The 26068-nt window shown below is 36.6% G+C and carries 32 protein-coding genes; 6 read left to right on the top strand and 26 right to left on the bottom strand.

From position 1 onward, the window contains the following. The first annotated feature begins 48 nt into the window (after positions 1 to 48). The 3 genes from CFT61_RS00595 to CFT61_RS00590 all read left to right on the top strand — a co-directional run bounded on the left by CFT61_RS00595 (position 49) and on the right by CFT61_RS00590 (position 1486). On the top strand, positions 49 to 660 hold the full coding sequence (locus tag CFT61_RS00595; protein ID WP_089542559.1) for a hypothetical protein: 612 nt from the start codon (positions 49 to 51) through the stop codon (positions 658 to 660). A 213-nt stretch (positions 661 to 873) separates the two neighbouring features. Then, the gene (locus tag CFT61_RS16745) at positions 874 to 972 is read left to right on the top strand and encodes a smalltalk protein (RefSeq protein ID WP_153089909.1); all 99 of its coding nucleotides are present in this window, start codon (positions 874 to 876) and stop codon (positions 970 to 972) included. Between the two features lie 79 nt (positions 973 to 1051). Next, positions 1052 to 1486 carry an N-acetylmuramoyl-L-alanine amidase gene (locus CFT61_RS00590; RefSeq protein ID WP_089542558.1) on the top strand — a complete coding sequence of 145 codons (435 nt, stop codon included), beginning with the start codon at positions 1052 to 1054 and terminating at the stop codon, positions 1484 to 1486. 225 nt (positions 1487 to 1711) lie between these two features. On the opposite strand, the gene CFT61_RS00585 is transcribed toward CFT61_RS00590, so the two are convergent. Next, a complete protein-coding gene (locus CFT61_RS00585) occupies positions 1712 to 2107 on the bottom strand; it encodes a pilus assembly protein HicB (protein ID WP_089542557.1) in 396 nt (131 codons plus the stop codon). A 644-nt stretch (positions 2108 to 2751) separates the two neighbouring features. On the opposite strand from CFT61_RS00585, the gene CFT61_RS16740 reads away from it, so the two are divergent. After that, complete coding sequence (locus CFT61_RS16740; protein WP_089542556.1) at positions 2752 to 2988, top strand: hypothetical protein; 237 nt, start codon at positions 2752 to 2754, stop codon at positions 2986 to 2988. A gap of 128 nt (positions 2989 to 3116) precedes the next feature. Here the strand turns inward: CFT61_RS16740 and CFT61_RS00575 are convergent, their stop codons facing one another. The 8 genes from CFT61_RS00575 to CFT61_RS16730 form a co-directional block, all read right to left on the bottom strand. Continuing rightward, a complete protein-coding gene (locus tag CFT61_RS00575; protein WP_089542555.1) occupies positions 3117 to 3593 on the bottom strand; it encodes a type II toxin-antitoxin system PemK/MazF family toxin in 477 nt (158 codons plus the stop codon). Between the two features lie 3 nt (positions 3594 to 3596). Continuing rightward, positions 3597 to 4172 (bottom strand): Panacea domain-containing protein, encoded by a 576-nt coding sequence (locus CFT61_RS00570; RefSeq protein WP_233905922.1) that lies wholly within the window; start codon positions 4170 to 4172, stop codon positions 3597 to 3599. Between the two features lie 355 nt (positions 4173 to 4527). After that, positions 4528 to 5418, bottom strand: a complete 891-nt coding sequence (locus CFT61_RS00565; protein ID WP_089542554.1) for a hypothetical protein — start codon at positions 5416 to 5418, stop codon at positions 4528 to 4530. A gap of 56 nt (positions 5419 to 5474) precedes the next feature. After that, positions 5475 to 5873: a type II toxin-antitoxin system VapC family toxin gene (locus tag CFT61_RS00560; protein WP_089542553.1), complete on the bottom strand. Its 399-nt coding sequence runs from the start codon at positions 5871 to 5873 to the stop codon at positions 5475 to 5477. Position 5874: 1 nt separating this feature from the next. Beyond that, positions 5875 to 6147 carry a hypothetical protein gene (locus CFT61_RS00555; RefSeq protein ID WP_089542552.1) on the bottom strand — a complete coding sequence of 91 codons (273 nt, stop codon included), beginning with the start codon at positions 6145 to 6147 and terminating at the stop codon, positions 5875 to 5877. A gap of 626 nt (positions 6148 to 6773) precedes the next feature. Beyond that, positions 6774 to 6941 carry a hypothetical protein gene (locus tag CFT61_RS16735; protein WP_176425457.1) on the bottom strand — a complete coding sequence of 56 codons (168 nt, stop codon included), beginning with the start codon at positions 6939 to 6941 and terminating at the stop codon, positions 6774 to 6776. A 339-nt stretch (positions 6942 to 7280) separates the two neighbouring features. Further along, the gene (locus tag CFT61_RS00550) at positions 7281 to 7841 is read right to left on the bottom strand and encodes a GNAT family N-acetyltransferase (protein ID WP_254918804.1); all 561 of its coding nucleotides are present in this window, start codon (positions 7839 to 7841) and stop codon (positions 7281 to 7283) included. A gap of 38 nt (positions 7842 to 7879) precedes the next feature. Beyond that, entirely contained in the window at positions 7880 to 8035 is a 156-nt protein-coding gene (locus CFT61_RS16730) for a hypothetical protein (protein ID WP_176425456.1), read from the bottom strand. Positions 8036 to 8398: 363 nt separating this feature from the next. On the opposite strand from CFT61_RS16730, the gene CFT61_RS00545 reads away from it, so the two are divergent. Both CFT61_RS00545 and CFT61_RS00535 read left to right on the top strand, forming a co-directional pair. Next, positions 8399 to 8653 carry a hypothetical protein gene (locus CFT61_RS00545; RefSeq protein ID WP_089542550.1) on the top strand — a complete coding sequence of 85 codons (255 nt, stop codon included), beginning with the start codon at positions 8399 to 8401 and terminating at the stop codon, positions 8651 to 8653. A gap of 359 nt (positions 8654 to 9012) precedes the next feature. Continuing rightward, on the top strand, positions 9013 to 9219 hold the full coding sequence (locus CFT61_RS00535) for a hypothetical protein (RefSeq protein ID WP_089542548.1): 207 nt from the start codon (positions 9013 to 9015) through the stop codon (positions 9217 to 9219). 56 nt (positions 9220 to 9275) lie between these two features. Here the strand turns inward: CFT61_RS00535 and CFT61_RS00530 are convergent, their stop codons facing one another. From CFT61_RS00530 to neuB, 17 genes are all read right to left on the bottom strand, one after another. After that, positions 9276 to 9866: a sugar transferase gene (locus CFT61_RS00530; RefSeq protein WP_089542547.1), complete on the bottom strand. Its 591-nt coding sequence runs from the start codon at positions 9864 to 9866 to the stop codon at positions 9276 to 9278. A gap of 6 nt (positions 9867 to 9872) precedes the next feature. Next, positions 9873 to 11162, bottom strand: coding sequence for a DegT/DnrJ/EryC1/StrS family aminotransferase (locus CFT61_RS00525; protein WP_089542546.1), 1290 nt, complete (start codon positions 11160 to 11162; stop codon positions 9873 to 9875). A 15-nt stretch (positions 11163 to 11177) separates the two neighbouring features. Continuing rightward, a complete protein-coding gene (locus CFT61_RS00520) occupies positions 11178 to 12173 on the bottom strand; it encodes a glycosyltransferase family 2 protein (RefSeq protein ID WP_089542545.1) in 996 nt (331 codons plus the stop codon). Positions 12174 to 12176: 3 nt separating this feature from the next. Next, the gene (locus tag CFT61_RS00515) at positions 12177 to 13265 is read right to left on the bottom strand and encodes a Coenzyme F420 hydrogenase/dehydrogenase, beta subunit C-terminal domain (RefSeq protein ID WP_254918803.1); all 1089 of its coding nucleotides are present in this window, start codon (positions 13263 to 13265) and stop codon (positions 12177 to 12179) included. Positions 13266 to 13376: 111 nt separating this feature from the next. After that, positions 13377 to 14525 (bottom strand): polysaccharide pyruvyl transferase family protein, encoded by a 1149-nt coding sequence (locus CFT61_RS00510; protein ID WP_254918802.1) that lies wholly within the window; start codon positions 14523 to 14525, stop codon positions 13377 to 13379. 6 nt (positions 14526 to 14531) lie between these two features. Then, positions 14532 to 15344 carry a glycosyltransferase family 2 protein gene (locus CFT61_RS00505; RefSeq protein WP_089542543.1) on the bottom strand — a complete coding sequence of 271 codons (813 nt, stop codon included), beginning with the start codon at positions 15342 to 15344 and terminating at the stop codon, positions 14532 to 14534. A 138-nt stretch (positions 15345 to 15482) separates the two neighbouring features. Continuing rightward, positions 15483 to 16154: a CatB-related O-acetyltransferase gene (locus tag CFT61_RS00500; RefSeq protein ID WP_142990518.1), complete on the bottom strand. Its 672-nt coding sequence runs from the start codon at positions 16152 to 16154 to the stop codon at positions 15483 to 15485. A gap of 3 nt (positions 16155 to 16157) precedes the next feature. After that, on the bottom strand, positions 16158 to 17006 hold the full coding sequence (locus tag CFT61_RS00495) for a hypothetical protein (RefSeq protein WP_089542542.1): 849 nt from the start codon (positions 17004 to 17006) through the stop codon (positions 16158 to 16160). A gap of 3 nt (positions 17007 to 17009) precedes the next feature. Continuing rightward, positions 17010 to 18122: a hypothetical protein gene (locus CFT61_RS00490; protein ID WP_089542541.1), complete on the bottom strand. Its 1113-nt coding sequence runs from the start codon at positions 18120 to 18122 to the stop codon at positions 17010 to 17012. A 10-nt stretch (positions 18123 to 18132) separates the two neighbouring features. Then, a complete protein-coding gene (locus CFT61_RS00485) occupies positions 18133 to 19431 on the bottom strand; it encodes a lipopolysaccharide biosynthesis protein (protein ID WP_089542540.1) in 1299 nt (432 codons plus the stop codon). A 25-nt stretch (positions 19432 to 19456) separates the two neighbouring features. Beyond that, the gene (locus tag CFT61_RS00480; RefSeq protein ID WP_089542802.1) at positions 19457 to 20500 is read right to left on the bottom strand and encodes a nucleotidyltransferase family protein; all 1044 of its coding nucleotides are present in this window, start codon (positions 20498 to 20500) and stop codon (positions 19457 to 19459) included. Further along, on the bottom strand, positions 20490 to 21161 hold the full coding sequence (locus tag CFT61_RS00475; RefSeq protein WP_254918801.1) for a transferase: 672 nt from the start codon (positions 21159 to 21161) through the stop codon (positions 20490 to 20492). Before CFT61_RS00475 ends, CFT61_RS00480 begins: the two co-directional genes overlap by 11 nt. A gap of 4 nt (positions 21162 to 21165) precedes the next feature. After that, positions 21166 to 21939: an acylneuraminate cytidylyltransferase family protein gene (locus CFT61_RS00470; protein WP_089542539.1), complete on the bottom strand. Its 774-nt coding sequence runs from the start codon at positions 21937 to 21939 to the stop codon at positions 21166 to 21168. Between the two features lie 12 nt (positions 21940 to 21951). Further along, positions 21952 to 22902, bottom strand: a complete 951-nt coding sequence (locus tag CFT61_RS00465) for a Gfo/Idh/MocA family protein (protein ID WP_089542538.1) — start codon at positions 22900 to 22902, stop codon at positions 21952 to 21954. Positions 22903 to 22927: 25 nt separating this feature from the next. Further along, the gene (locus tag CFT61_RS00460; protein ID WP_089542537.1) at positions 22928 to 23905 is read right to left on the bottom strand and encodes a Gfo/Idh/MocA family protein; all 978 of its coding nucleotides are present in this window, start codon (positions 23903 to 23905) and stop codon (positions 22928 to 22930) included. Positions 23906 to 23908: 3 nt separating this feature from the next. Continuing rightward, positions 23909 to 25060 carry a UDP-N-acetylglucosamine 2-epimerase gene (gene neuC / locus CFT61_RS00455; RefSeq protein WP_089542536.1) on the bottom strand — a complete coding sequence of 384 codons (1152 nt, stop codon included), beginning with the start codon at positions 25058 to 25060 and terminating at the stop codon, positions 23909 to 23911. After that, complete coding sequence (gene neuB / locus CFT61_RS00450; RefSeq protein ID WP_089542535.1) at positions 25057 to 26067, bottom strand: N-acetylneuraminate synthase; 1011 nt, start codon at positions 26065 to 26067, stop codon at positions 25057 to 25059. The genes neuC and neuB overlap by 4 nt, the downstream gene beginning before the upstream one ends. Position 26068 lies beyond the last annotated feature (1 nt).

Below are 26068 nucleotides of genomic sequence, written 5' to 3'. Positions count from 1 at the left end.
GCAATGCGCAGCGCCGATTAACTTTAATAATTTAACCATTTAAACGTTATGATCAGAATTGTCTTATACCAGAACACGAACCAGAAGATTGCCGAAGCTTGCGGCAAATGGTTTCCACGAGTAGTATCCGATGAGACCATCGGACTCGAAGAGCTCGCCGCTCACATGGCTAGCCACAACACCCCTTACAGCAAGGGTGCCATCCTCGGTATGCTGACCGATGCAGCAGCCTGCACCAAGGAGTTGCTCCTCTTGGGTAAAAATGTAAAATTTGCCGACATCGCCATTTTCTCCCTCGGACTGAAGGTGAAGGGCGGTGCACCTACCAAGGAGAACTACAACGTGGCGAAGTACATCCTGGGATTGAAGTTGAGAGCCAGAGCCACTGGCGAGCTCAAGACCGAGAATCTTGACACCACGATCAAGCTCATCAATCTGGCAGCTCCTGTAACGGAGAATCCAGAGAATCCGGTGAATCCAGGGAATCCGGATGATACCGGCAAAGATAATCCATCAGGTGGTGGTAGCCAGACTACCGGAGGTGGTGGCAGCCAGACTGAAGGCGGCGGTGGCAACACCGATAACACCCAGCAGGGTGGCGGTGGAACCACGGATAGCGGAACTACAGATGGAGGCGGCGACGACAACGTAAGTCTGTAGCCGAGAATAGTAAAATCTGAAAGAAGGGAGCCGTATGGCGTCAGGGGCATTCCGAGAGCATCAAGAGGCAGGAATCATCTGCAACAATCATCAAAAGCAAGCTCTTAACGGGTGTCTGGGTGATAGGGCTTCCTTCTTAGGATATCTCCCTAGTTATGAACATTTCAGTTGAATCAAGTTTTAGTAAATCAAATTTTAGTAAATCATCAGACCATGAGAAAAGAAACCATCAAGAAGATCATCAATCTTATCATCACAGTACTTACCGCCATTGCTTCTGCCGTCTGTGTGCAGAGCTGCAAGGGACTGTAATGAATCCGTAATCAGTATTCTGTAATCAGTTATCAGTATTCTGTAATCAGTATTCAGTATTCATTAACAAGAGTTGCCTATGAACAAGAACAGAAAGATCAATTTAATTGTCATCCACAGCAGTGCCACCCGAGTCACCCAGGACTTCACGGTAGGCGAATTGGAGGCGTGTCATTTAGCGCGTGGTTTCCGTGACATCGGTTATCACTATTACATCACGAAGGACGGAGTGATTTATCCGTGCCGTCCGGAGTCGGAGCCTGGCGCTCATGCCCGTCATTACAACGCCCACAGCATCGGCATCTGTTACGAGGGTGGTCTGGATGCCAATGGTCGTCCTGCCGACACCCGCACGCCAGCGCAGAAGGCTGCGATGAGAGAGCTTCTGAAGAGCCTCTGCACCGACTATCCTGAAGCCGAGATTCTAGGCCACAGAGATCTCCCCGGTGTCCACAAGGAGTGTCCATGTTTCGATGTCAAGAAGTGGCTTTCCAACATCCATTTCCACATATAATTTTCCGTACTCATCTCTCTTTCCTCCCCCAATCTTATGTCCCCGCACATAAGGTTGGGGCTTTGTTGATAATATCACTCAAATAAATGTTATGTTTGGTTCGATTTTAACGTTTTTTCCGCAGGCTGCCCCGATTTTCGTGCAGATTCCGCACAAAAAAGCCCCCGATGCATCACGCACCAGAGGCTTAAGAGTTCATTTAATTACTTTATGAAAACACAACCATCAAAAGACGGCTGCTTGTAAATCCGCTTTAATATTGCTCATGCAAGCGCTGAGTCGCTGGTATGTCTTCTCTCCAGCTTTTTTGACACCGCTGCTATATTGCCGCATAAGCGATGGGTTGATGCCCGCTCTCTTTGCGATGTCCGAGACATTGAGGAACGAGAAGTAATTGAAGAACGACTGAAGGTCGTACTTATATTCAAACTCCACCTCAGGAAACGTCTTGCCGTTCTCCTCAGCATCCAGCCTAGCTTCCTCGTAGCACTCCATCAAGTCAGCTTTTGCAGCTGCCACAGAGTCACCAATGGCACTCAGACCAACATCTCCGATGCCCTGCTCTGTATAACACCAAAACTTGCCATCAGATGCCTGCTCCACTATAATCTGTACCTTCATATTAATATAATATTTTTATTGTTATCTTATAAAAAAGAGTCCATGTCGAGACAGGACGCATCCCGCATCTCTCAATCTCATAATCAAATCTTTTGTTTTCATAAAATCAATGAACTCTTTGTCATTTTGACAATGCAAAGGTAGCAAAAAAGCAACAAGCTACCAAATGTTTAGGTAGCTTTTTTGCTATATTAACTAAACTTTAACATTTGGGTATGAAAAAAGCCCCCGTGAATTGTATTTAAAGTTTAATCTTTATTAAATTATATGCCATTTTGCACCATTTTACGCCATTATGAAGTATATTTGCAATCAGAACGTATAACTTTGTAATTATCCATAATAGTTCTCCTTTTTAAATTCTTTGATTGCAATCTGCCGCCAAAGTTACCTTTTTTTCTCGAAACCACCAAGAAAAAAGCAAAAATTCTGCAAGTTATCAGCAAATTATCCCGAAATCTGCGAAATCCCAAACCGAGCAGGTCAAGATCTGCGTCATCTGCGAAATCAGCGTGCCCTTTATCTCAAGACCGAGCAGGTCGAAAAACCTTAATCTATATTAAAAGATTCCCCCTTCTGCACCATTCTCCTTCATATTGCCGTATATTTGCACTCAGAAAGTAAAACGTTAATAATGATAAGCTATGGTACAAACATCAGAAACCATCCGAAAGGACAATCCACAGAAAGCCCTGCAGGAAGAAGACGAAGTAACAGCAAGAGCAAAAGCAGCATTCGCAGAAATTAGGGCTATGGCAGAAAGAGGTGAATTTCCAGAAATGACTCTCGATGAAATCAATGAAGAAATCAGAGAGGTCAGACGACTAAGGAAAGAGCGCAACCATTTGTTTGTTTTCCTTAGAAGCATTCCAACGGCGTAGAGCCTCTTCCCTTGTTAACTTTGTTGTATCCATATATTCTTCCTCCTATTTATTCTAGTTCAACATTCAGCCGCCAAAATTACGCTTTTTCTACGAAACCACCAAGAAAATCACAATAAATTTCCCTGTTATATCAATCCAAAACGTTTCAACAACTTCATGGAAACATTCTCATAAGAACAAATAGCCTTTTTTATTTCTACCAAATCATTCTTATTAATTTTTCCCTTCATCTTATCTATTGAAAACAATTCTGCAAATCGTTCCTTTGAAATTCTTTTAAAATCAGAGCAATCGACAAATCTATCTTGGTCACCCAAAAATTCATACTCAGAAGCCTTCAATAAATAGTGCAATTTCCTTCTACTTTCAGGAAGGTGCTTATTGATTTCTGAGTTGATAAGTACAAAACCAATCGCATTTCCTTCTTGGTCTTTACCCACAACTACAAAGAACTTCTTTCTCCCTTCATCTCCTTTATTTTTAGGAATAATACCTTCTTCTTTTGTCATACAAAGACGATAAACTTCACCTTCCTCAACTGTATCAAGGAGCAAGTTTTGAAGCTGATTATTATTTCCCAGCAATTCTTTGAAGTTCACCATAGCCTAAGCCTCCAAAATAGAATCTATAAATTCCTGTTCCTGGAGATACTCTAAAAACTCATTAGAAGCATCACCTGCTTTTGCAATATCCAGAGAGGTCATAACAGCATTATGATTCTTATCCCATGCCTCATGCCAGGCAGAATCATGAGATAGCTCAGACAAAGTTTTGGTATCCATATCTTTGTATTTATCAATGGCAGCATCCAACGCTTCTATCTCAGCTTTACTCAATTCGTCCAAGTCAGGCTTTTCGCCAGCTTTCACAAAAAACCAAGCGCATTCCCCACCAGCAGGTAACAAAGAATCGCTAATAGCTTTGACATCCTTATTGTTTCCCTTGCCATTCATTAATTTCAAGGCATCATAAAGATGAGAGGGAACCGGTCCGTGTTCCATGGCGATAAAAGTATCCTTAACTAAATGTTGACCATATTTTGCATAGAGATTCCTTTCCGCAAAATAGATAATCTTAAACAAATGAATGAAATCCGTTTCACCACATTTGTCTAAGACATACAAAGCTACCGCCTTAAGCTTAGCGATATCCTCCGCCGACATTTTATTCATACTTCTCATAATCAATTCCTTCTATATTTAACACTTCTGCCGCAAAAATACGCTTTTTCTTTGAAACCACCAAGAAAAAGGAAAGAATTCTGCAAGTTATCAGCAAATTATCCCGAAATCTGCGAAATTCAAAGACCGAATAGGTCTATATCTATATTTCGTAAACCTTTACGAAAAAAGTTGTCATATACGTATACAAAATCTAATCAGAAATAGAAATCAAATCAGAAATATTAGTAACCAGTTGTTCCCATCCATCCATAATGATACCAGAAGAATGCGTAGCTAATATAATCTGACTTACCATATAATTTTTCTATCTTTATGCTTTTTATCTTCATAACTGTCAATTACAAGATACTACCTAAAGAATCTGTTTTACTTCATCCACTGTCTTATTCAACATCTTAGCAATTTCATCAAGCGACATGCCATTTTCCTGCATTCCCTTAATCATCTTACGAAGCATCTCATCCTTCTCCTTCAATTCATTCAATTGCATTATTAGGGTATCTTTTTCTTCTAAGATTGAGAAGAATTCATCCTCAGCATTCATCTGATACCTCATATCAGGATCAGCTGCAGCCGATTGAAGACGACGAACAATATATTCCATATCATTGTCACCCTCAAACTGCTTATCATCAACCTTGATCACCTTTTTATTATCCGCAACATTCGTCTGGTCAAACAAGCAAAGAACCTTCTCTAAGCGATTGTTAACCCTACCATGCAACAAAGGAACCTGCACTATGATACTATCATGCTGCAAACTCTCAACAAAAGGATCAGGAATTCCCGCCTCTACTTTTTTACCATCATAATTATAAGCATGATGGTTGACATATATAACAGGTTCTTCTATCTCACCGACACAATGTCCAAGGAGGTAGATTGCAACCATAGGAATAGCATACTTTCCATGCTCTTCCTTCCGCATATTCTCCTCGTTGTTATATTGCAGAGCAAGATACCGGCGGAAACGCAAAGTCTCAGTTGGCAGCCAAGTCTTTTGAAGCTCAATCAACATCAAATGTGGCTGATTGTCTTCATCTAAAACAGTAGCAGCGAAATCGATTCTGAACATGGAGATAGATTCACGACGAGTCAGATTTGCATATTCATTCCTGCGAATCTTCACATCGACAACTTTCTTCTTCAACAATGCTGACAGAATGGTCTTAGAGATACGATTATCCTCCATCAAGTATTTGAACACTGCATCATAAAGTGGGTTTGCAACATAAACAACCATAATCTATCCTCCAACTATCAAAATGCAATCAGCAAACAGCGTCAATAATATATTTTTTATTTTTCCATCCAATTTTCAACAACAATACCATTAAGCCTTCCTATGTGCTTAACGTTTTCTGTAACCATAACCATATTATTTATGATAGCTGTAGTACCAATAATTATGTCAGCATCTTCAATAAGTTGACCTTTTTTACGAAGAAAAGCCTTTTGAACAGCAAATTCATTCCAAACATTTGCAGCTGGTAGTATTGTTACATACTGGCAAAACACAGATACTGCTTTTATATTCTCAGACGGTCTATCGCTACACTGAGCACCATAAAGTAATTCGCCTAAAGTCATCTCAGAGATAAAGAAATGTTCTAGTCCTATTTCTGCAATTTTAGCAGCAACACTTCGTTTACCCCTCATAAAATATACACAAATATTAGTATCCAACAAGTAGTTCATATCACCCAAACTTAACAGGTTCTGACTTTGACATTTTACTTTCGTTGATATTTGCTATAATATCTTCTGCCGACTGTTCACCAACCCATGAACCACAGCAACGTTCTATCATTTCCGTTGTTCTGTCGGCAGGTGCTTTGATTTCCTCTGCATTTGTTATCGACATGGAAAGTAAGGCAATAACTTCTATCTTATCTTCCTTGCTTAACTTTTCGAGTTCATGCCAATGAGGAACCTTACTTGCAAGCCTATTACTTAAAGCAACCATATTCATAATCTTCTCCTTTTAAACGTTCAACTTTGCCACAAAAATACGCTTTTTCCTCGAAACCACCAAGAAAAAAGAAAGAAATCTGCAAGTTATCAGCAAATTATCCAATATCAGTAATCTATAACCCCATAATAGTAAGCCATAGCAAGCTATCCCCAGGCGGTCCCAGCCCGCAAAATATGGCGAAGACCTCTGATGGTCCGCCAACCTTAAAGCGCAGCGGTTCTGAGCACCGGAGGGCGGTTACATCCTCTCTCTTCGGGCAAGAGAGAGGCTTGGTGAGAGATGTGGAGCCTTCTTTAATGGTAAAGAAGGACGGGATGATTTTAGAAACCCCTTCCTTAACGGTAAGGAAGCCGTGTAGGTTTTCGAAAAAAAGCTTCTGATTCCATTTAAAGATTAATCTTTATTAAAAGATTCGCCCTTCTGCACGATTCTCCTTCATATTGCCGTATATTTGCACTCAGAAAGTAAAACGTTAATAATGATAAGCTTTATGACACAGACATCAGAAACCATCCGAAAGGATAACCGACAGAAAGCCCAGCTGGAAGAGGACGAAGTAACTGCAAGAGCAAAAGCAGCATTCAAAGAAATTAGGGCAATTATATCCCCAAAAAGAGGTTTCATTACCAAATGTTAATATATTTAGGATATACTCCCGTGCGCTCCTTATATTCCTCACAAAGGCTCTTAGTAATTTCTGCTACACGAGCCTTTTTACGTTCTTTTGCCGCCATAAATCTTTTCATAGCAGCTTCACGTTTTTCCCAAAAATCCTTATCCAATGTATCCATAATAGTTTTCCATTAAAATCTTTAATTGAATTCTGCCGCCAAAATTATGCTTTTTTCTCTAAACCACCAAGAAAAAAACAAAAATTCTGCAAGTTATCAGCGAAATACCCGAAATCTGCAAAATCCCAGACCGAACAGGTCAAAATCTGCGTCATCTGCGAAATCTGCGTGACCTTTATCTCAAGACCGAATAGGTCGAAAATCTTGATTAATTTCTATATTTTCAAATCTCATCTTTTTGATATTAGATTGCAATGTTGCTTGGTCCACAAATCTTTAAAACTCTGGGTCTTGTCAAACTTCTGATAATACAAATGGCGCATAGTATTAATACGTTTTTCAATTTGAAGTTAACCTCTTCAAATCATAATACATGAGGCGCGTATGCAACGACTTGGTCATGTCATAACCAAGATTCTCAGCTTCTTGCTGTTCCGTCGAAAACAAAAACAAGAATTCATTCTTTTGATAAAAATCCAATGGAACCATACAGTTATAGGCATCAACTATCAAAAAACGACATCCTGTTTTATTATCTTCATCGACAAACCAAGATTTTATGAAATCCAATAATTCTGACCCTATACCTTGATGACGAAAGTCAACATTAATTCCAAGCCTTCCTATAAGTACAGCAGGATACCTACGCATTCGTTTCTCTCTAGGAATATCATGAGACAGTTTACGACCACGACTATTAGGTATGACATCTACTCTAATACTATCATTAGACAAAGTAAACATACAAACAATGTTTTTAGGATCATCATCCAGCACAAAGCAATAAGTTTTACCAAGCAATTCTGCTTTATAACGCATTGCATCGTGTAGAAAGAAATCATCCAAATCCTCATCTCCACAAGTAAAAGGATGGCAAGTTGAAAGAATCTCGTCATCCATCTTTTTAAGTTTACACTTATCTAATAAAAATCCCATGATTACATTCCTGCTTTTTTTAATATAGCACGAGCTATAGCTATTTTCTCAGAAAAATCAACACGCTCTTTACTTTTCATTACCTCATCAGCATTATTGATAAAGCGCATAGCTTCATCACCATGAAGAGTTGGAATAACCTTTATATCTATTGCCATAATTCTTATCTCCTATTATTTAGTTTATTAACTTGCCACAAAAGTACACTTTTTCTTCGAAACTACCAAGAAAAAAGAAAGAATTCTGCAAGTCATCAGCAAAATCTCCCGAAATCTGCAAAATCCCAGACCGAACAGGTCAAGATCTGCGTCATCTGCGCCATCTGCGTGCCCTTTATCCGACCGCATAGGTCAAAAAAATCTGTGGGAATCTTTTAGAATACCAAGAAATTCGCAAAAAAGCTGTTATTTCATTCTCATTCTACTATTAATCTTTATTAATTTTATATCGAGATATACCATATATATGGAATATATTATGTATCTTTGCACCAAAATAGAACCATTTAAACAAATACAATTATGAGTACAGTTTCAGTAACACCTTCTAAAAGAAAGATCATCGACTTAAAAGATGATACTTTTAAGACCCTATCCATTATGGCTATTCAGAAGGGAACCAACCTCAAAAACTATATAGAGGATATACTTAATGGTATAGCCGAGGATTACGAAGACGCGAAGCTCTATGCCAAATTAAGAAAAGAGCAGCCAGAGGGTCTCATCCGTGCCAACAAAGAAGAACAAGAAGATTTTGAAAAGTGGTTAGGCGTATGAATGTCGAATTTTCCAAAGCCTTTATCAAAGCTTCCAAACGTCTTTCTGGCAAGATGCTCGATTCTTTAAAACGTACGATAGTAGAAGTTAAAGCAGCCAAAGGCATTCAAGATATCTCTAACTGCAAGAAACTTGTTGGGTATCGTTATATATATAGAATTCGTTTAGGAGATTGTATTACATACCTTTAGCAAGGCGAATCCAGCCCACCTTATACAACTCCTATACATGCTCATGATGAGCGATGTGACCCTCCAAAAAGCTTAATATTTATTAAATCAAGAGTCACTTCTCACCATTTTACACCATTATACCGTATATTTGCACTCAGAAAGTAAAACGTTAATAATGATAAGCTTATGACACAGACATCAGAAACCATCCGAAAGGATAACCGGCAGAAAGCCCTGCAGGAAGAAGACGAAGTAACTGCAAGAGCAAAAGCTGCATTCAAAGGAATTAGGGCTATGGCAGAAAGAGGTGAATTCCCAGAAATGACTCTCGATGAAATCAATGAAGAAATCAGAGAGGTCAGACGACTAAGGAAAGAGCGCAACCATTCATAATGGCTAAATAAAAAGCCTCTCTCTTTGGGCAAGAGAGAGGCTTTATGAAAGAGCATCTACTCTTTCACGATTACTTCAAATGTCTTGAAGATCAACTTTATATCATACCAGAAACTGGCATTCTTCACATACTCTAGATAGAGTTTAATCTTTTCCTGCATAATTACATGGATATAATAATCCTCAGGATCAGCAGCCTTCTCCATCAATTCATTCTCATTTCTGAACTTGATGCTAGCTGGATCAGTAATGCCCGGTCTTACATCCAACACATGCATTTGCTCTGGAGTCCAATAGTTTACATAGTGGCGAACCTCAGGTCTAGGACCCACAAGACTCATGTCACCAACAAACACGTTAATCAACTGAGGAAGTTCATCAAACTTGTACTTTCTGATGTAATAACCAGAGCGGGTAACTCTAGGATCCCTGCCACCGATGGTAACCAAGGAACCTTTATCAGCCCCTACCCTCATCGAACGAAACTTGAAGATACGGAAATCCTTATTATGTCTTCCCACTCTCACCTGACGGTAGAACACAGGACCCTTGCTATCCAACTTGATCCAGATAGCCAAAATCAAAAGAAGCGGACTCAAAACAATGAGTCCGCATCCTGATGCAATGATATCAAATAATCTTTTCATAAAATCTTACTTCACGCATTCCTTGAAACATTCGATTACATACTCCAAGTCCTCATCCGTCATCTTGGTGTTCAGAGGCAGAGTAATCTCATTTTCAAACATGTGGAAAGCATTTGGGAAATCCTTGATGTCGAATCCCAACTTCTTGTAGGCAGTCATCATAGGCAGCGGCTTGTAATGTACATTGGTAGCCACACCACGCTCTGCCATCATCTCAATCACCTTGTTTGTCTCCTCACGGGTCTTACCCAGGAGGCGAACGATATAGAGGTGACCGGAAGAAGTATGTTCCTCGTTATAGTGAGGCAATACAGCCACATTCATATCCTTGAATGCCTCATTGTAACGCTCAATCATCTGACGACGACGCTCCAACATACCTTTATATCTATTCATCTGAACCAGACCGATGGCAGCCACAACATCTGTCATGTTACACTTATACCAAGTACCGATAATGTCATACTCCCAGGCGCCCAACTTAGTCTTAGCCAAGGCATCCTTGTTCTGACCATGCAAACTCAACAGCTGAGCCTTGCGATACAAGTTCTCGTTCCAGGTCTCTCCCTCAATCTCAGGCACACCGCTGAAGGTATTCTCAGGATTCTTATCCAAATCCTTCACCACCTTCTCATTACCGAAAGGAAGATTCCAAGACAAAGCACCGCCCTCAGCTGTGGTGAAGTTCTTGACAGCATGGAAACTGAATGAAGAGAAGTCAGCGATGCTACCCACCATCTTTCCATGACGTGAAGCACCGAAGGCATGGGCTGCATCACAGCAAACAGCGATACGACCAATCATCTTCTGAAGATCAGTCTTAGGAGTAAACATCTCCTTCTTGCTTTCTACGATAGCGAAGATGCGGTCATAATCGCAAGGGATACCACCGAGATCTACAGGAATCACTGCCTTGGTTTTAGGAGTGATGGCCTTCTCCAAAGCCTCATAATCCATTTCAAGGCAATCCTTCTGTACATCTACGAAGACGACAGTTGCACCCACGTGCTCCACTACAGAAGCACTCGCTGTATAAGTATAAGCAGGAACGACAACTTCATCCCCCTCGCCTACGCCGAGCAATCTGAGAGCCATCTCAGCACAAGCAGTCTGCGAGTTAAGGCATGCAGCCTTCTCTACACCAACAAACTCAGCCACTTCCTTTTCCAATTTCTTAGTACGAGGACCCGTAGTAATCCATCCACTCAAAATGGCATCACGCACCTCACTAGCCTCTGCCTCCGTCATATCAGGTGGAGAGAAAGGCACATTTCTTCTTTTCAAATCTGTACTCATAATATTTGATTTTTTTTATTTTTTCAACTTTCTTCCAGTAAAGAAACCAACAATGGTTCCCCAACCATATGAAAAATGGACACAGAAGAACATAACAAAGAGTGGAAGCATGAACTTCCAACCATGCTCTTTTGCCGCTAGCAAAGAAGCAACAAAATCACATAGAAAATATAAGCATAATCCTGCTAATAGCAGATAAACGAAAGGAAAGAACACTAAAGACAAAAAGGTTCCACCTATAATTCCTACAACAAAGATCAATGGTATCATATGGCGAAGACCAATTGAATCCCTATCAACATAGAACAAATGCCCAATTGATTCCCCATTAGCGTACATCTGCCGACATGATGCCTTCAATGTTGGACGAGCATAATAGATACACTCAATCGCCGGATCAAAATAAATGCTATACCCAGCTCTTTTTATGCGAGAATTAAACTCATTATCCTCACCTCTAGGCAAATCATCACGCATACCACCAATTTTTTCAATCATAGTACGAGGAAAAGAACCAAAAGGTACCGTGTCGACATCTCCAGCTTTTGCCCCTATACGATATGAAGCACCACCTATTCCAAATTTTGAATAATTGAGTATCGCATTAGTTATTGCCCATAACGAATCATTTTGTGGTTGTATATCCCATTGTCCTCCAACATTGCCTCTTTTAGAATCACCTTCTAAACCCTTTATACATCCTTCAATATAATAAGGCTTGTACAAAGCATGAGCATCTAAACGAACTATATAAGGAGCATCCGAATTTTCCACACCTATATTAAACGCAATAGACTGAATGCGTCCCGGGTTATGGATAAAACGAATATTTATATATTTTCTTCCATACTCTTCAACTATCTCTCGTGTTCGATCATTACTTCCGCCATCAACAACCATCACATCCATATCTCTAAATGGATAAGATTGTTCAATAACGGAATCTAAACAACGAGCTATAAATTTTTCCTCGTTAAGAGTTGGGATGATTACCGCGACTTTGTATTCCATATTCTAACGTTTTCCTAATAATATTCTAATTTTATGCTGTAGACTAGTTGGAACCCGACTCCAAATTAGATAAGAAAATTTAAAGTCATGTTTCTTCCAATAATTATCAACATCAGCCCAGTTTTTATTTTTCGCCCACTCTGCTAAAATTGCAGTTCGCTTTTCAGTATGCCTTGAAGGATGATTTAAAGGTTCATTACCATCTTTTATATCCTCATAAGACACCTGATATTTTTCGATTTTGCAATTATCTACTATGCTTTTACCTTTTTCATTATTGATGATGAGACAAGAAACACCTTTTTCTATATCAATCAAGTTTTTTAGGTCTGGTCTTCTATTCACAACACCCCAAAAATCACCAATAGTAATATCAGCAACACGTTCTGGTTTTGCATAAGGGCATACATAACAAGATTCTCGGTACGTTTCTCCCTCCAAGAAATATGTCATATAAGACGATAAACGGTGATTGATTTTTTTCGTCTTACCATTATTTAATTCAAGAAGATTATTAAATGTCCACCCTTGTCTTTTATCTCTAAAGATCATTTTCTTTATTGAAGCTCTAGAGTGAAGATCTAAATAAGAATGCAACATTTCTACATTAGGTACACCATGACATATTACCTCAACCGTAAGAAGATTCTCATTATTTTTTGTGAAACGTTTTACCGCTGCGACTTGACAAGGTGTACCGGAAAATAGGACTTTCTTACCTTTCTGTAAAACTTCTGCAACATCCTTATACACACCCTCGGTGTTACTTTGGACATATTTAGAACCATACATTTGTTTTACTACTTGAATATTTGAAGTAAGAACATGACGGGGAGTAAGTTGTTCATCCATAATGCAACCTGCTACCATCCATCCTTTTGAAATAAGTTGCTCTGCAATTGCAGCAAACACACCTCCAGAAGAAGATAGTATTAACTTTTCTTCATCAGAACGTATCGCTGCAGCTGTCAAAATAGGATGAGACAAGGCTTCAGGATTTTCTATAATGCATTTTTTAGTACAAAGCCCACAATCAATGCATAATGAATCATCAATTACAGGACGCATATAGCCTAAATCATCGGATTGCATTGTAATGCAATTCTTTGGGCAACAAGCAACACACAGAGCACAGCCAGAACAATCTTTGCTCTCGAAATCAGTAACTCTTTTATTTCTAAAACTCATGTTGTACAATTTATATTAGTCAATTTGACAAGCAGCTAAAGATTCTTTTAAATACTTCCTTGCTACTTCTCTTTCTGATTTAAGTATAAAATCTGATTTTTCAAAATCTACATTTATATCTAACATCGATTCCATAGCAGGCTCATATCGCTCTAATAGTTGAAGCATCTTCAACAATGATACAACACGACTACTTTGAGAATGAGCAGAACCATAATTTCTATCAAAGACATAGAATGGAGTATGAAGATTAATAGAGAATGCTGTACCATGGAAAGAATCTGTTACTACATAAGTAGCATTATCCACTAAACGTAGAAAGTCAAGAGGACCTGCGGGAACAATCATATCAGCATAGTTCATATCTTCATGCTCATAAGGTATAGCAATTACCTTACAATTCAATTTGTCTTTCAATAAAGAAATACAACTCTTTGCCTTTTCCGAAGGAGAATCAAGAAAATATGCCAATATATAAACTTCTTCCTGAGAAGGAATCTGTAATTTATGTCTCCAGGTGTCACCATCAAGCAAAAGCGTAGGATCCAACAAGTGCAAAGCCTTGCGCCCACATAGTTCCTGTATTAATTTAACGCCGCTATCTTCTCGTACAGAAAGAAATCTAACTTCTGAAATCCATTTACGCAACTTTGTTATATTATATTTTGCCACAAAGTCATGCCCTAAACTAGTTGCAAATGAAATACGCTTCTTTTGGGGAGCAAATCGCAGATAATACATAGGGTCAACATATAAAGAAGTTGGATTCCAGAGTTGGTCACTTCCAGCAATAGAAGCAACTGCTGACTTAGCCTCCTTCTTTAAAGCTTTCCATGTCATGCATTGGGGGTTCAAATATCGTGCAGTAAATTCTTCAAATCTTAACTTAGAATCTCCGAATATACTTTTTTGATAAGAACTTCTATAAGCTTTAATAGTCCTGGTGTCAAAGGTTTGCAACGTGCGGAACAAAATAGTAAATAATTTGCCCATTCGAACGTCTCTACCCTTTACTAAGCTTTTACGTTCTATCAATTCACAATTATACCCCAAGTTCTCAACTAAGACCTTCGTTGCAAAAGTCTGAAGACTCGAACCAAAATTAAAGCCAGAGAAGAGTGTCGTCAATAAAACATTATCCTTTAAAGGCATATTTTTATTCATACAAGATTACTTTTTTCTATTATGAACATTTCTGTAATAACGGACAAGACACATAGGAACCAACCCTTTAACATACCAATTGACAAAACTCTTAATACAGTAAATATAATATAAAGGCTTACTCTTGATATGTTTTTTATATTTCAATACAGTATCTGTTAATTCCTTCTTTGATCTGTTGTTGGATGCACCACCATCAGACATATTTGAGAGAACTTTTGGGATAAAATGAACTGGTATTCTATTCTCATAGCATCTCAATATAAAATCCGCATCAGCTTTCAGTTTAAAATTAACATCAAATAGACCAACAGTATCATACACTAATCTAGGAACGAAAGTTGCTGGATGATTTAATCCCATTTCAAAATTTCTGGATTTTGATTCATATATTTTTTGAGATATTGGATATAACTGAGTTAAGCCAGTGGAATAGTGAAATAAAATCTCACCTGCTATAATAGTTCTATTTGAATGTTCACAATAACGATTCTCCTCCCATACAGTTTGAAGCGTGTCAGGCTCCAACCAATCGTCACTATTCACAATGCCAATTATTGTTCCTTCCGAACGAAGAATCCCCTTATTCATAGCATCATAAATACCCTTATCACTTTCACTTTTCCATTTTAAGCGTCCTTGAAAAAGAGGCTCATATTTTTTTATGATGCCAATAGTTTCATCAGTAGAACCACCATCTACTATTATATACTCATAATCGGAGAAGTTTTGGTTCAAAATGGATTTGATTGTACGCTCAATTGTAGTAGCACTATTGAAGCATACAGTTATTATCGAAAAAAATGGTTTATTATTCATAATTGTTGGTTTGTATTTTTTATTTTGTAATAATATAATTGTTTACACAAAATATTATTAACACAAAGAAACAGTTGATTCATTAATTTTTATAGTCGAAATGCAGTCTGGCAATATTTTAACTGCGATATCAGATCTCTACGCATTACTTTTTGTATATACTTCTAAAAAATCTAATATATTCGAAAAATTTTCCAGATTTTCTTTAATTTTTTCCTGCGACCAAAACCACCATTTTAATTGCTGCAATTTAGAAATTTCGGTATCTGAAAATCTTTTTCTGATAAGCTTTGCAGGTACACCGCCAACTATCGAATATGGAGCAACATCTTTAACAACCATACTACCTGCGGCAATAATCGCCCCATCACCTATTGTAACCCCTTCTAAAATGCAAACATGATTACCAATCCAAACATCATTACCTATATCCAAAGAATGCCCTTCTTCTGTCAATTTATGTTCATTAAAACTAGTAAAGTTGACATAACTAAAACGAAGAGGAGTTTCTTTCGAATAAAAAACCGGGTGAGTGGAGACATAATTCCTGGTTGGATGAGTGCCTGAAATTATTTCTACATTAGAGGATATTGAACAATAATTGCCAATATTAGTATTGGTAAAAACGCAATTATTTCCAATATAAGAGAACCTGCCAATAATGGATTTTTCTATTATACAATTACGCCCAATTTTGTTATATCCCCCAAAAGATGAGTGTCTATCAATTCGCGTAAAAGGAGTAACAGAAACAGTGGACTTAAATATACAACAAAGCAAGCCCCATAAATATTCTACAAAAATATACATATCTTATACACCTCTTTTAAATGCATCAATAAATGAATTTGGAGTCATATTAACAATTTCAATGCCACCTATGTAAGTAGAAAAACGTTGTAGGTCATGATAAGCTCCAAATGTAATTGCAAGCGTACTAAGCAAAGTTGGCATATCAAAAATTTCACCATCCACTCGGTACCATGGTTTTAATTGAACTTCTTTATTATCATAAAAATGAACGTCCTTCAGACAAACCCTATTTTCTTTATCTACAGAAAGAAGATTTAGCCAGGAATGCTCAACACCATAAAGTTCAATCTGCTTATATCCATCCATTAACAAATCGTAAATTGCTGCTACTAACACATTTTGAGCAGGCGGTGCAGCCATTCCATATCTAAAAATACAATTTCTAAGCCAACCAATCTTCATTCCTAGCTTAAGCCCAGAGGGATGCCATTTGACAAGAATATTATCATTAGATTTTACCAATGATTTAGCAAGTGCAAAACTATCATAAGAGACAAACCAAATCATTTTCCAATTTACATCTAAAAGCCGCGAAACACATTCATTATGTTTGTTCAAATACTCTCCAACAAACAAAGGATCCACTGTTATAAAATACTTTGGCTTAATTTTAAAAAAGAAATCAGACATCAAAGAATGGTTGACGCAACAATAATCACAATCATCTTTAATATTCAATGCTTCATTTTTTAAAGATGGTCCGTTACCAAATATTTTAATTTTTTTTGCTTGGGGACTTAACATTCTTTTAAAAGAAAATTCTTTTCTAACAGCTTTTAATAAAAGCCACTCTAGAAGAATCATAAATGACGAGCAAAATAATATTATTTTTTTTATTTGATTTTTCATAATTTATAACAGTTTTAATATTTGCGGGATTTTTGTTTTATCAGAAATCAATATAATATACTTATTTTTGACCAAAAAAGGTAAAAACAAGAATGTATAAAATATATAATCATGATTAGAAACAATGCAAGCATCAAAAAACATACGAGCCATTAAAAAAAGCATAAGCATCATAATATTCCACCTTTTCTGTTTCATATACTTCTTCATAGAAGCAAAAATAACATACACTAAGGTTATAAATCCAATAATTCCCATTCGATGATGAAAATTCAGAAAAGAATTATGAGGATTACCTGCATACTGTTTAATAATTGGAAAATGAGCGGAATCACATCCTAAAAGGAAGCCTGGGAAATCCATATACTTAAAATAAGCACTCCATATACTAGACCTGGAAGATTCTACTCCTTCACTTAAGCGAGACATCTCATAATACCCCAGCAAAAAGTCAGAGAAAAACAAACATACTGACACCACCAACAACAATATTAAACAATTTATTTTAGCATTGCCAGTATTTTTTAAGACACAAAACAAACTAAGTAAAATCATAATACCAAAAGAAGAACGCCCATCCAAACAATATGTAAAATAGACGCCAACGAATGGCAGCAAGAGCGGTAAACGTTTGTACAATCTATATTTGTTTAATCCATAAAAAACAGTATAAGCAACAATTAAGAAGCCAGGATAGTTCTTACTAAAGCCAAGCGATTCATAAATAGTATTTAATTCTATATTACTTATAAAGATGCTTTTATATAAAAAACCTAAAGTATATAGTAATAAGAACAAAGAAATATACAAACATATTTTTGGATTATATACACAAAAAACAGCCAAACCAACCATTGAAATAGTTAATAACAAACCACCTATACCATAACCTGTAAGTGGCATATTCAATAATCCCCCAAAGAGGGTTAAAAGCAAAAAAGGCTTAACATATGTTCTTTTCTTTTTAAATCGTCTTGATTTCCACTGATTAATGAAATATGGTAATACCAATAGAAAACACAAAACAATATACAATTGCCCTTGGAAAACCTCACATAATGATACTAATATGATGGCTAAACTGGGAAATATTTTATTAAACACAATTGTCTTCATATTTAAGCACTTAATTATTTAATTGTTTTATTAATTCATGTTTTGCCATAATATATATAAATATACAAATAAACATCTGAGAGAGAACGTAAACAAAACAAGTGAGATAAATAGAAAAAGGAGTTAAAAGCAATGACATTATTAAATGAACTATTGAGGATCCAAAAGTGACATACATAATTTCCTTAGTCCTAGAATAGAAAAAAAGATAATTAGTATAGAGAAAATAAAAGCAACAAAGAAATCCTTGTATTGATAATATGATAAACATATATATTGCATCCGTATATTTTGGCAAAAATACAGGTACAAGAAAATGCACAGAAATCATAACTATTAAAGAAAGAACTAAGTATACTAAGAGTAACTTGTGTCGTTGTATTTTTAAAATCTTTTTCTTCTCCTCGCAGGACATTAACTTGTTTCCTAAGACCTTGCTTATATCCACACTATTTGACTGATTAAATCCGATACCTATCATTACGATAATATTTGCCATATTCATAGCAAAACTAAAAAGACCGACATTCGTCATATCATAATTATATTCAACAATGTAACGATCCAATCCTTGACGAATAAAAGTTACAGCTGAATGAGGTATTAACGGAAGGCTCCAAAGCAAAATCTTTTTCAAATAATACTTTGACGGAATATGCAAATAATGCTTTTTCAATATATAGTAAATAGATATAACTCCAAATAGTAACCCACATATTAAATTTGCATAAATTCGTCCTTTCCATCCCAACACTAAAGTGCTAACTAAAAAAATGGACAATACAAAATTAAGCAAAGCATTAGATATTGTGAGAAAACCAAAACTAATCACCTTCTCCTTTACACGCAATATATTAAGATGTAAATTTAGATAAATCGTAAATATACTTATTAATATTGCGTAACATGTAATTTCAGTATCAAGATGTATATATGGCTCAAGTTTACCTCCCCAAATTAACTCTATAACTAACAATAACGTTCCTATTAATAAAGTAATCAATACGGATGAAGAGCAAGATTCCGATATGCCATTTTCTGCATCTCTAAAATAGGAGAAAGATAAATAACCTTCAGAACTTAGAGCTATGATAAAGCCAAACACTGTTAACAATGTACTAAAAAAGCTTAAATATCCATATTCCTTTGGGCCTATATAATTTGCCAACACCAATAATAAGAAGAAAATAAGACCCTTATTAATGAAAGAAAAAAGGGAAAAAAGAGCACCATTGAATAAATTTCTATTTGAATTAACAAATTGCTTTATTTTTCCAATATGTAATTGTGACATAAATCTTAAGTTCATTATTCTCAATGTAGGAAATATAGGCTTACTTCTTTATATGCTTCACCAATTCATTCGCTTTTTTATATTCTTCATGACTACCGATATCTAACCAATAGCCAGTGATCGGATAACGAATAACCGTCTTACCTGCAGCTACAGCATCGTTCATCAGATCCGTTGCATTGTAGAAGGTATTCTTAGGCATATTCTCTAAAAGTTCTCTCTTGATAAGATAAATACCTGCATTTGCAAAGTAGTTATATACAGGCTTCTCCTTCACTCCCTTTATATTTCTTCCCTCCAACTCAAAAATACCATATGGTACAGAAATGGAATATGGCACAGCAGCCACAGACATATCTGCATTATGTTCTTTAAAGTGAAGATAGAAATCCTCATAATCAATATTAGTAAAAAGGTCGGAGTTCATTACCAGTACCACATCATTATAGAACTTGGTTACAAACTGAGTTGCACCAATTGTTCCCAGGAATTGTGGCTCTTTGATACAATCAATCTGTACGCCATTCACTGGTTCTGCGAAATGTTCCTCTATCTGTTCATGTAGATAGTTGACCGTGACTGAGATATGTTTGATTCCATTCTCCATCAGGCTATCTATATTATAATCAATAATAGATTTACCACCCACTGGAAGAAGTGGTTTTGGAGTAGTTTCTGTCAATGGTCTAAGACGAACACCTTTTCCTCCAGCCATCAGCACAGCATCAACAGGAAGTAGAGTGTTATTTTTTTCAAAATTAATGATATCAACAATATTGCGATTTTCATCCAACACAGGCAACAAAGTAACCCCACATTGCTTTATTGCTCTCAAGGATTTAACATCATCATTTATACCAAATTCTACATATTTAAAGTTTTTATGCATAATGCACTCAACAGGAGATTCTGTCGTACAACCAGAAATTAATGCCCTTCTAGAATCACCATCTGTCAGGGTACCAACCATTTTACCATCGTCATCAACGACAAACAACACCAATGGCTCTGGCATTAATGTATTTATAACTTTTAATGCAGAAATAAGAGGTATATTTTTGTGAATTATATGTTTATTTTTCAACTTCATTTTTTTGCTTTTTAATTATAAGATGAGGTGACTGACCAAAAACTATACTATTAGAAGGAATATCCTCATTCTTTATCAAAGCACCAGCCCCAATCTTTACATTATCACCAATCTTGCAATTTCCTAAAATAGAAGAATTTGCAAACATCTGAACATTATTTCCTAATTTAGGATAATATATTTCACCATTTTTGCTATGTGTGCCTCCTACTGTACATCCCTGATAGAAAAAAAAGCCTTCTCCATATTCTGCTCTGCCCATAACAGATCCTAAAGGATGCTCTGCACCAAACATTTTAGGGAGCTCTATAGCATAAAACAAATCAACACTATTAAGTATTTTATTTAAATAGTAAATTTTATCACACAATATAGTTTTTTTTGTATTAAGAAAAATTTCACGAGAAAGATAATACAAAAAAATCATATATTGAACAGAATGATAAGGATTAAATTTTGTCATTTTCTTTCCACCGGCATCTATTTTAAAATATTTATTAGTGGAAGCCATAAAATTTATATCACATTTCTCTAAAGCAGCAGCATAGTACTCATTGATGATAGTTTTCTCCATATCATCTAAGAGGAAATAATTTTCTAGCTGATGAATTAATTGCGCAAGTATGTCTTGTTTCGGAATTTGAAAATGCATCATAGTTTTACATCCAACTTTGTGCTAATTTATAAACCTCTTGATAATTCTCTCTATTTTCATAAAGGTAACTTGCAATAATCTGCATCAATTCATAATCCTCCTCTGAATCAATATCAAGAATACCTGTATCAGCCATTACTACGGCATCACAATTAGAGTTGAAGAAAGTTGACTGTTCCTTAGTTTCCAATGCTTTTGGTGAATAAGCATAAATAGAAGCATTCATATCATAGAATGCAGGAGCTTCCTGGCGAGTTGTGAAATTAGAAGCTATAGCCTTACAAAAGAAGCCATTCTCTTCTTTTACCATATTAAAATATGGGTTACGACGAGATGGAGCTACAGAATAAACAACATCAACATCATTACGAGAAGCCTTCTTGTCAATGGCACTCTTAATGTCTTGTACTGTACGAAGTGGAGATGTTATATCCAAATCTACTACTATATCATACTCTTTATGAAATAAATTCTTTGCTCGCTTTAAACAATCTAAAATAACAGCAACCTTAGGAACACGATCACCAGCCAAGTTCTCATCACGCTCAAATACACTAACATTAAGTGCATTGACTTGCTTTACTAATGCTATCAAATCCTTGCTGTCGGTATTTAAAACAATATCAACATGATCTTCAGGCTTTATGTATTTCTTAATATACAAGCAAATACCTGCCATAGAATACCATACTAAAGGAATGTCAAGAAAGTCTCTGGCATTCTTACCTTTTACTCCTTTTGAACCTGCTCTTCCGCAGAGTGTAAATAAAACATTCATATTATACTTTCTTTAAATAATACCTCTTGTTAATTTAAGTACTTGATAAGCATGACGTACATCACTATCATTCTCTATCTTTCCATCAATGATATCAAAGAAATGTTTGATCTCTGCCAATTGAAATGAATTTCTTTCAGCATTCAGAACGATTTCTTTTCCTTCTTTTAAATAATGAATAGTACCTCCTGCAATATCACAATGAATCGTATCCTCAGGAAGGAATAAATCCATGGAACGCAAAGTCTTTCTACCAAAGTAATCAAGATGCAACTCTATGGTTGCAGTCTTAGTCTTTGCTATATAGATAGCTATATCGTCGCTCGTAATTTCCAAAGAAGAAATCTGATCCTGGATAGAAAAAACTTTGCTAGGCATCCCGAAGAAATGAGTAAGATAATCCCATTCATGAATCAGATCGATTCCTACTCCTCCTCCCATTTCCCGATGGGCACTATAGCATTTTCTATAATCCTGACCAGGTCTCCAATCAGGAAGATAACTGGAAGATATGGCTCTTACAGCAATCGCCTTATTATAATCAATATGATTCTTCACATATTGAAGAACCGGGTTATAACGTAATGGGCAAGCTACATATGCAGGAATACCCTTCAAACTATCAAGTATGCTTTCATCTACATCAGTAGAATCAAAGATTGGCTTTTCAATAAAGAACGATTTGGCATGACCTATAAACTTTCTGATTGTATCATAATGCATGGAGGTTGGATTGGTAATGAAAACCACATCATACACCAAACCATCTGCTACCGGTGTTTCATATAAAATTTGCTGATGTGCTTTCTCAACAATTTCCTGTGGTAACTCATGTAATAAGTTACTACGATACAAATCTATCTCATAGAAATCACCTCGTTCTTCAAGGAAAGTGCATACATTATTGAAATGTCGCTTACCAATTGAACCTAGACCTATAAAAGCTATTTTATATTGTCTCATATTTTAAAGCTTTAAAAGACGTGAGCTATTTTTCTATAACATCTATCCAATCCAGCAAAACCTTATCTTTCTCAAAGTTCCATGCAGGTTTATAATTAGAGTCTGCAATCTGCTTTAAATAGGCATTAATCTCCTCCCGATAAGGATTTTCTGTGATAAATGCAGCATAACCATCTACATGCTCTGATGCATCGTCAAATGTTATATTCTCTTCTTTCTTCGTCTCAATATGATACTCATTTAGAGAATCGGCTGTACCATTCCAAGATAATTGCAGTTCTTCTCCATAAACATCTATATGACGATATGGCTTACGAGCAACCACGTCTACAGCAAAGACACCCTTTGCGCCAGTCTCATGCTCCAACATGATGAGATAATTATCGTCATAATCAATATTGAGTTGAGTATTCTTACTTTTCATCGCACACACCTTTTTAATAGGTCCAAATGCCGTAACTATCCAAGGCAAATCAATTGCCATAATCTCTCGACAGCCATTAGTACGTGGATTACCTATAAAATAGTTGTTATAGCTCTCCCAAGGATGCCAATCTGGAAGATATTGACCAACATGATAGATATAATTAACAGGACATTTTGCCTCATGTACTTTCTCTATGATGGTCTGTGTTTCTTTTCTATATAAGAATGTGGAAGAGAGAAAAAGAACCTTACCTTTCTTCTTTGCCAAAGCTATATTCTCATCATAGCCATCCTGAACCAAATTGATTTCTGTAAAGACATGAAGATTATGATTCAGACAGTCCTTAATAATGGCGGCATGTGAAAGCGGTGAAGTACTGATAATGGCGGCTTCGACAGGTTCTACCTTACAAGCTTCATCGATACTAGCAAAGCATTTGATACCAAACTTATCTTCAACTTCCTTGCAACGTTGTTCTTGAGTATCTATTCCATAAATCTCAACATCCTTGTGCTCACTCAACAAACGAATTCTACGTTTGCCCATTGACCCAAGTCCTATTACTATTACCTTCATATATTATAAGTCATAAAAAGTTTTCAAATTCAAACCTGCCAACTCAACATTTTTGAGTTCTTGATATATCAAGTTAGCTGTATCTGGTTTGGCATACGGATTTTCATAAGTCTTTGCTGCCTTTTGCATCTCTTCAGATAAACAAAGCTTAAGGCCATCTATTACCTCATCCTTTGAAGTACCACAATTAACAACACTCTTAGAGGCAAGTCTTCCCTTTTGTCTATCTCCAATATTTAAGGTTGGAATACCAAATGAAGGAACTTCAATGATTCCACTGGAGGAGTTGCCAACAGCAGCCTTTACAAACTGAAGGGTTGAAAGATAACGCTTTAACCCCAATGATGTATAAGCCTTTGCACTATTAGAATGCTTCTCCACATAATTCTCCACAGCCAAAGCTATAGCATCCCTTCCTGTATCAGAGTTTGGCATAGTGAAGATTACTTTCAGATCTTTGAACTGGTCTAATGCATCCAAAAACTCATGAATGTCTTTAGCTGGATCACCACCAAGGGTAACAGGATGATAAGTAACAAGAATTGTTTGTGTATCTACCTTGAAATCCAAGGATGTTTCAAGTTCATCTTTCGTCATCAAAGGAACAGCCTTGATGTTTTCTACCCCTAAAGAACCTACATCAAAAACTCTAGATGGTTGTTCACCCATCTGAATAACTCGATGGCGATATTCTTCACAAGAAGTAAAATGTAAAGATGACATCTTTGTCACTGAATGACGGATGGCATCATCGAATGCACCTTCAGTAACTTCTCCACCATGAATATGAGCAATAGGAACACGATGAATCAACGCTACCTGAGCAGCAACAAGAATCTCATATCTATCACCTAAGAGTACGAGAATATCAGGTTTCAGCTCTGACAAGGCATCATTCATACCTTGCATCTCTTCTGCCATTGATGAAATAATTCCATGGGCATCATCAGATGGTTTATGCATATAGACCTTTTTATCTATAGTGAAACCATCTTTCTCTATCTCTTTATAGGTTTCTCCATATTCAGGCATCAGGTGCATATTGGTGGCAATGACTTGGAGCTGTAAATCTTTATCCTCTTTGACTAATCTCATCAATCTACTCAACAAGCCATATTCAGCACGAGTGCCAGTTACAAAACAAATCTTTCTCATAATTGTATTTGTTCGTCTGGTTGATAATCTTTAATAGCCTTTGTACCTACAATTTCTTCCCAACGCATAGGTGTAATACCAGTGCCAGGACGCTTAACTGCTAAGTTATCATCGGATAATGTTTCACCTTTTTTTATAAAGGTACTTGCCACAATACTCTTGCGAGCTACAGCTATGTTGGCACGTTCTGAATCTGAAACCTGTTTTATACCGGTTCCCAGAGCCTGCTCTATATTACGGATCGCGTGAACCATAGCCTTAAGTTCTTGCGGCTCCAAAGAGGCTTTGTGATCAGGACCAACCATATTTCTATCAAGAGTGAAATGCTTTTCAATGACCTGTGCGCCAAGAGCTACTGCAGCAATAGGAACTTCTATTCCTTGGGTATGGTCAGAATAACCTACTACTGTTCCAAAATCCTGTTTGATAGTAAGCATAGCCTTCAAATTGACATCCTTCATAGGTGTAGGATATTGGGTATTACAATGCAAGATTGTAATTTGCTCTTTTGTCAAACCATTCTTCAACAATACTTCCATCGCATTCCTGATATCTTCTTCATCGCACATTCCGGTAGACATGATGACCGGCTCATGAAGAAGAGCAATCTTCTTGATGAATGGATAGTTAGTAATTTCGCCAGAAGGAATTTTCCAAAGTCCCAAACCAAGAGAATGCAAGAAATCGATACTTTCCAAATCAAAAGCAGTTGACCAAAAACGGATACCTTTCTGATGACAATAGGCAACAAGTTCTTGATGATCAGCATCAGACAGTTCTAATTTCTTGAGCATCTGATACTGAGAATCATCTCCATCACCTATATTCTTCTTCTGATATTCAGCTTTCTTGGCATCTTTTGATACAAGTTTATCTGCCTTGAAGGTTTGAAACTTGATAATATCAACTCCTGCATCAACAGCTGCATCTATAAGTTGCTTGGCTATATCCAAGGAACCATTATGGTTGACACCAGCTTCTGCAATTATTAATGTATGGTTGCTCATG

The organism is Segatella copri, assembly GCF_002224675.1.
Classification (GTDB): Bacteria; Bacteroidota; Bacteroidia; order Bacteroidales; family Bacteroidaceae; genus Prevotella; species Prevotella copri_U.
The sequence above is the reverse complement of the archived record's forward strand: the minus strand, read 5'-3'. Positions and strand labels throughout refer to the sequence as shown.

Bases quoted from the DNA above. Each gene is read 5' to 3' on its own strand.
- CFT61_RS00555 (WP_089542552.1), bottom strand. From the start codon at position 6,147: ATGAATATGGTTGCTTTAAGTAATAGGCTTGCAAGTAAGGTTCCTCAT.
- CFT61_RS00490 (WP_089542541.1), bottom strand. From the start codon at position 18,122: ATGAAGACAATTGTGTTTAATAAAATATTTCCCAGTTTAGCCATCATA.
- CFT61_RS00585 (WP_089542557.1), bottom strand. From the start codon at position 2,107: ATGAAGGTACAGATTATAGTGGAGCAGGCATCTGATGGCAAGTTTTGG.
- CFT61_RS00565 (WP_089542554.1), bottom strand. From the start codon at position 5,418: ATGGTTGTTTATGTTGCAAACCCACTTTATGATGCAGTGTTCAAATAC.
- CFT61_RS00590 (WP_089542558.1), top strand. From the start codon at position 1,052: ATGAACAAGAACAGAAAGATCAATTTAATTGTCATCCACAGCAGTGCC.
- CFT61_RS00545 (WP_089542550.1), top strand. From the start codon at position 8,399: ATGAGTACAGTTTCAGTAACACCTTCTAAAAGAAAGATCATCGACTTA.
- CFT61_RS00550 (WP_254918804.1), bottom strand. From the start codon at position 7,841: ATGGATGACGAGATTCTTTCAACTTGCCATCCTTTTACTTGTGGAGAT.
- CFT61_RS16730 (WP_176425456.1), bottom strand. From the start codon at position 8,035: ATGGCAATAGATATAAAGGTTATTCCAACTCTTCATGGTGATGAAGCT.
- CFT61_RS00530 (WP_089542547.1), bottom strand. From the start codon at position 9,866: ATGAAAAGATTATTTGATATCATTGCATCAGGATGCGGACTCATTGTT.
- CFT61_RS00595 (WP_089542559.1), top strand. From the start codon at position 49: ATGATCAGAATTGTCTTATACCAGAACACGAACCAGAAGATTGCCGAA.
- CFT61_RS00525 (WP_089542546.1), bottom strand. From the start codon at position 11,162: ATGAGTACAGATTTGAAAAGAAGAAATGTGCCTTTCTCTCCACCTGAT.
- CFT61_RS00460 (WP_089542537.1), bottom strand. From the start codon at position 23,905: ATGAAGGTAATAGTAATAGGACTTGGGTCAATGGGCAAACGTAGAATT.
- neuB (WP_089542535.1), bottom strand. From the start codon at position 26,067: ATGAGCAACCATACATTAATAATTGCAGAAGCTGGTGTCAACCATAAT.
- CFT61_RS00470 (WP_089542539.1), bottom strand. From the start codon at position 21,939: ATGAATGTTTTATTTACACTCTGCGGAAGAGCAGGTTCAAAAGGAGTA.
- CFT61_RS00485 (WP_089542540.1), bottom strand. From the start codon at position 19,431: ATGAACTTAAGATTTATGTCACAATTACATATTGGAAAAATAAAGCAA.
- CFT61_RS00515 (WP_254918803.1), bottom strand. From the start codon at position 13,265: ATGCAATCCGATGATTTAGGCTATATGCGTCCTGTAATTGATGATTCA.
- CFT61_RS00510 (WP_254918802.1), bottom strand. From the start codon at position 14,525: ATGAATAAAAATATGCCTTTAAAGGATAATGTTTTATTGACGACACTC.
- CFT61_RS00520 (WP_089542545.1), bottom strand. From the start codon at position 12,173: ATGGAATACAAAGTCGCGGTAATCATCCCAACTCTTAACGAGGAAAAA.
- CFT61_RS00575 (WP_089542555.1), bottom strand. From the start codon at position 3,593: ATGGTGAACTTCAAAGAATTGCTGGGAAATAATAATCAGCTTCAAAAC.
- CFT61_RS00535 (WP_089542548.1), top strand. From the start codon at position 9,013: ATGACACAGACATCAGAAACCATCCGAAAGGATAACCGGCAGAAAGCC.
- CFT61_RS00570 (WP_233905922.1), bottom strand. From the start codon at position 4,172: ATGAGAAGTATGAATAAAATGTCGGCGGAGGATATCGCTAAGCTTAAG.
- CFT61_RS16740 (WP_089542556.1), top strand. From the start codon at position 2,752: ATGGTACAAACATCAGAAACCATCCGAAAGGACAATCCACAGAAAGCC.
- CFT61_RS00465 (WP_089542538.1), bottom strand. From the start codon at position 22,902: ATGAGACAATATAAAATAGCTTTTATAGGTCTAGGTTCAATTGGTAAG.
- CFT61_RS00475 (WP_254918801.1), bottom strand. From the start codon at position 21,161: ATGATGCATTTTCAAATTCCGAAACAAGACATACTTGCGCAATTAATT.
- CFT61_RS00500 (WP_142990518.1), bottom strand. From the start codon at position 16,154: ATGTATATTTTTGTAGAATATTTATGGGGCTTGCTTTGTTGTATATTT.
- neuC (WP_089542536.1), bottom strand. From the start codon at position 25,060: ATGAGAAAGATTTGTTTTGTAACTGGCACTCGTGCTGAATATGGCTTG.
- CFT61_RS16745 (WP_153089909.1), top strand. From the start codon at position 874: ATGAGAAAAGAAACCATCAAGAAGATCATCAATCTTATCATCACAGTA.
- CFT61_RS00495 (WP_089542542.1), bottom strand. From the start codon at position 17,006: ATGAAAAATCAAATAAAAAAAATAATATTATTTTGCTCGTCATTTATG.
- CFT61_RS00560 (WP_089542553.1), bottom strand. From the start codon at position 5,873: ATGAACTACTTGTTGGATACTAATATTTGTGTATATTTTATGAGGGGT.
- CFT61_RS16735 (WP_176425457.1), bottom strand. From the start codon at position 6,941: ATGGATACATTGGATAAGGATTTTTGGGAAAAACGTGAAGCTGCTATG.
- CFT61_RS00505 (WP_089542543.1), bottom strand. From the start codon at position 15,344: ATGAATAATAAACCATTTTTTTCGATAATAACTGTATGCTTCAATAGT.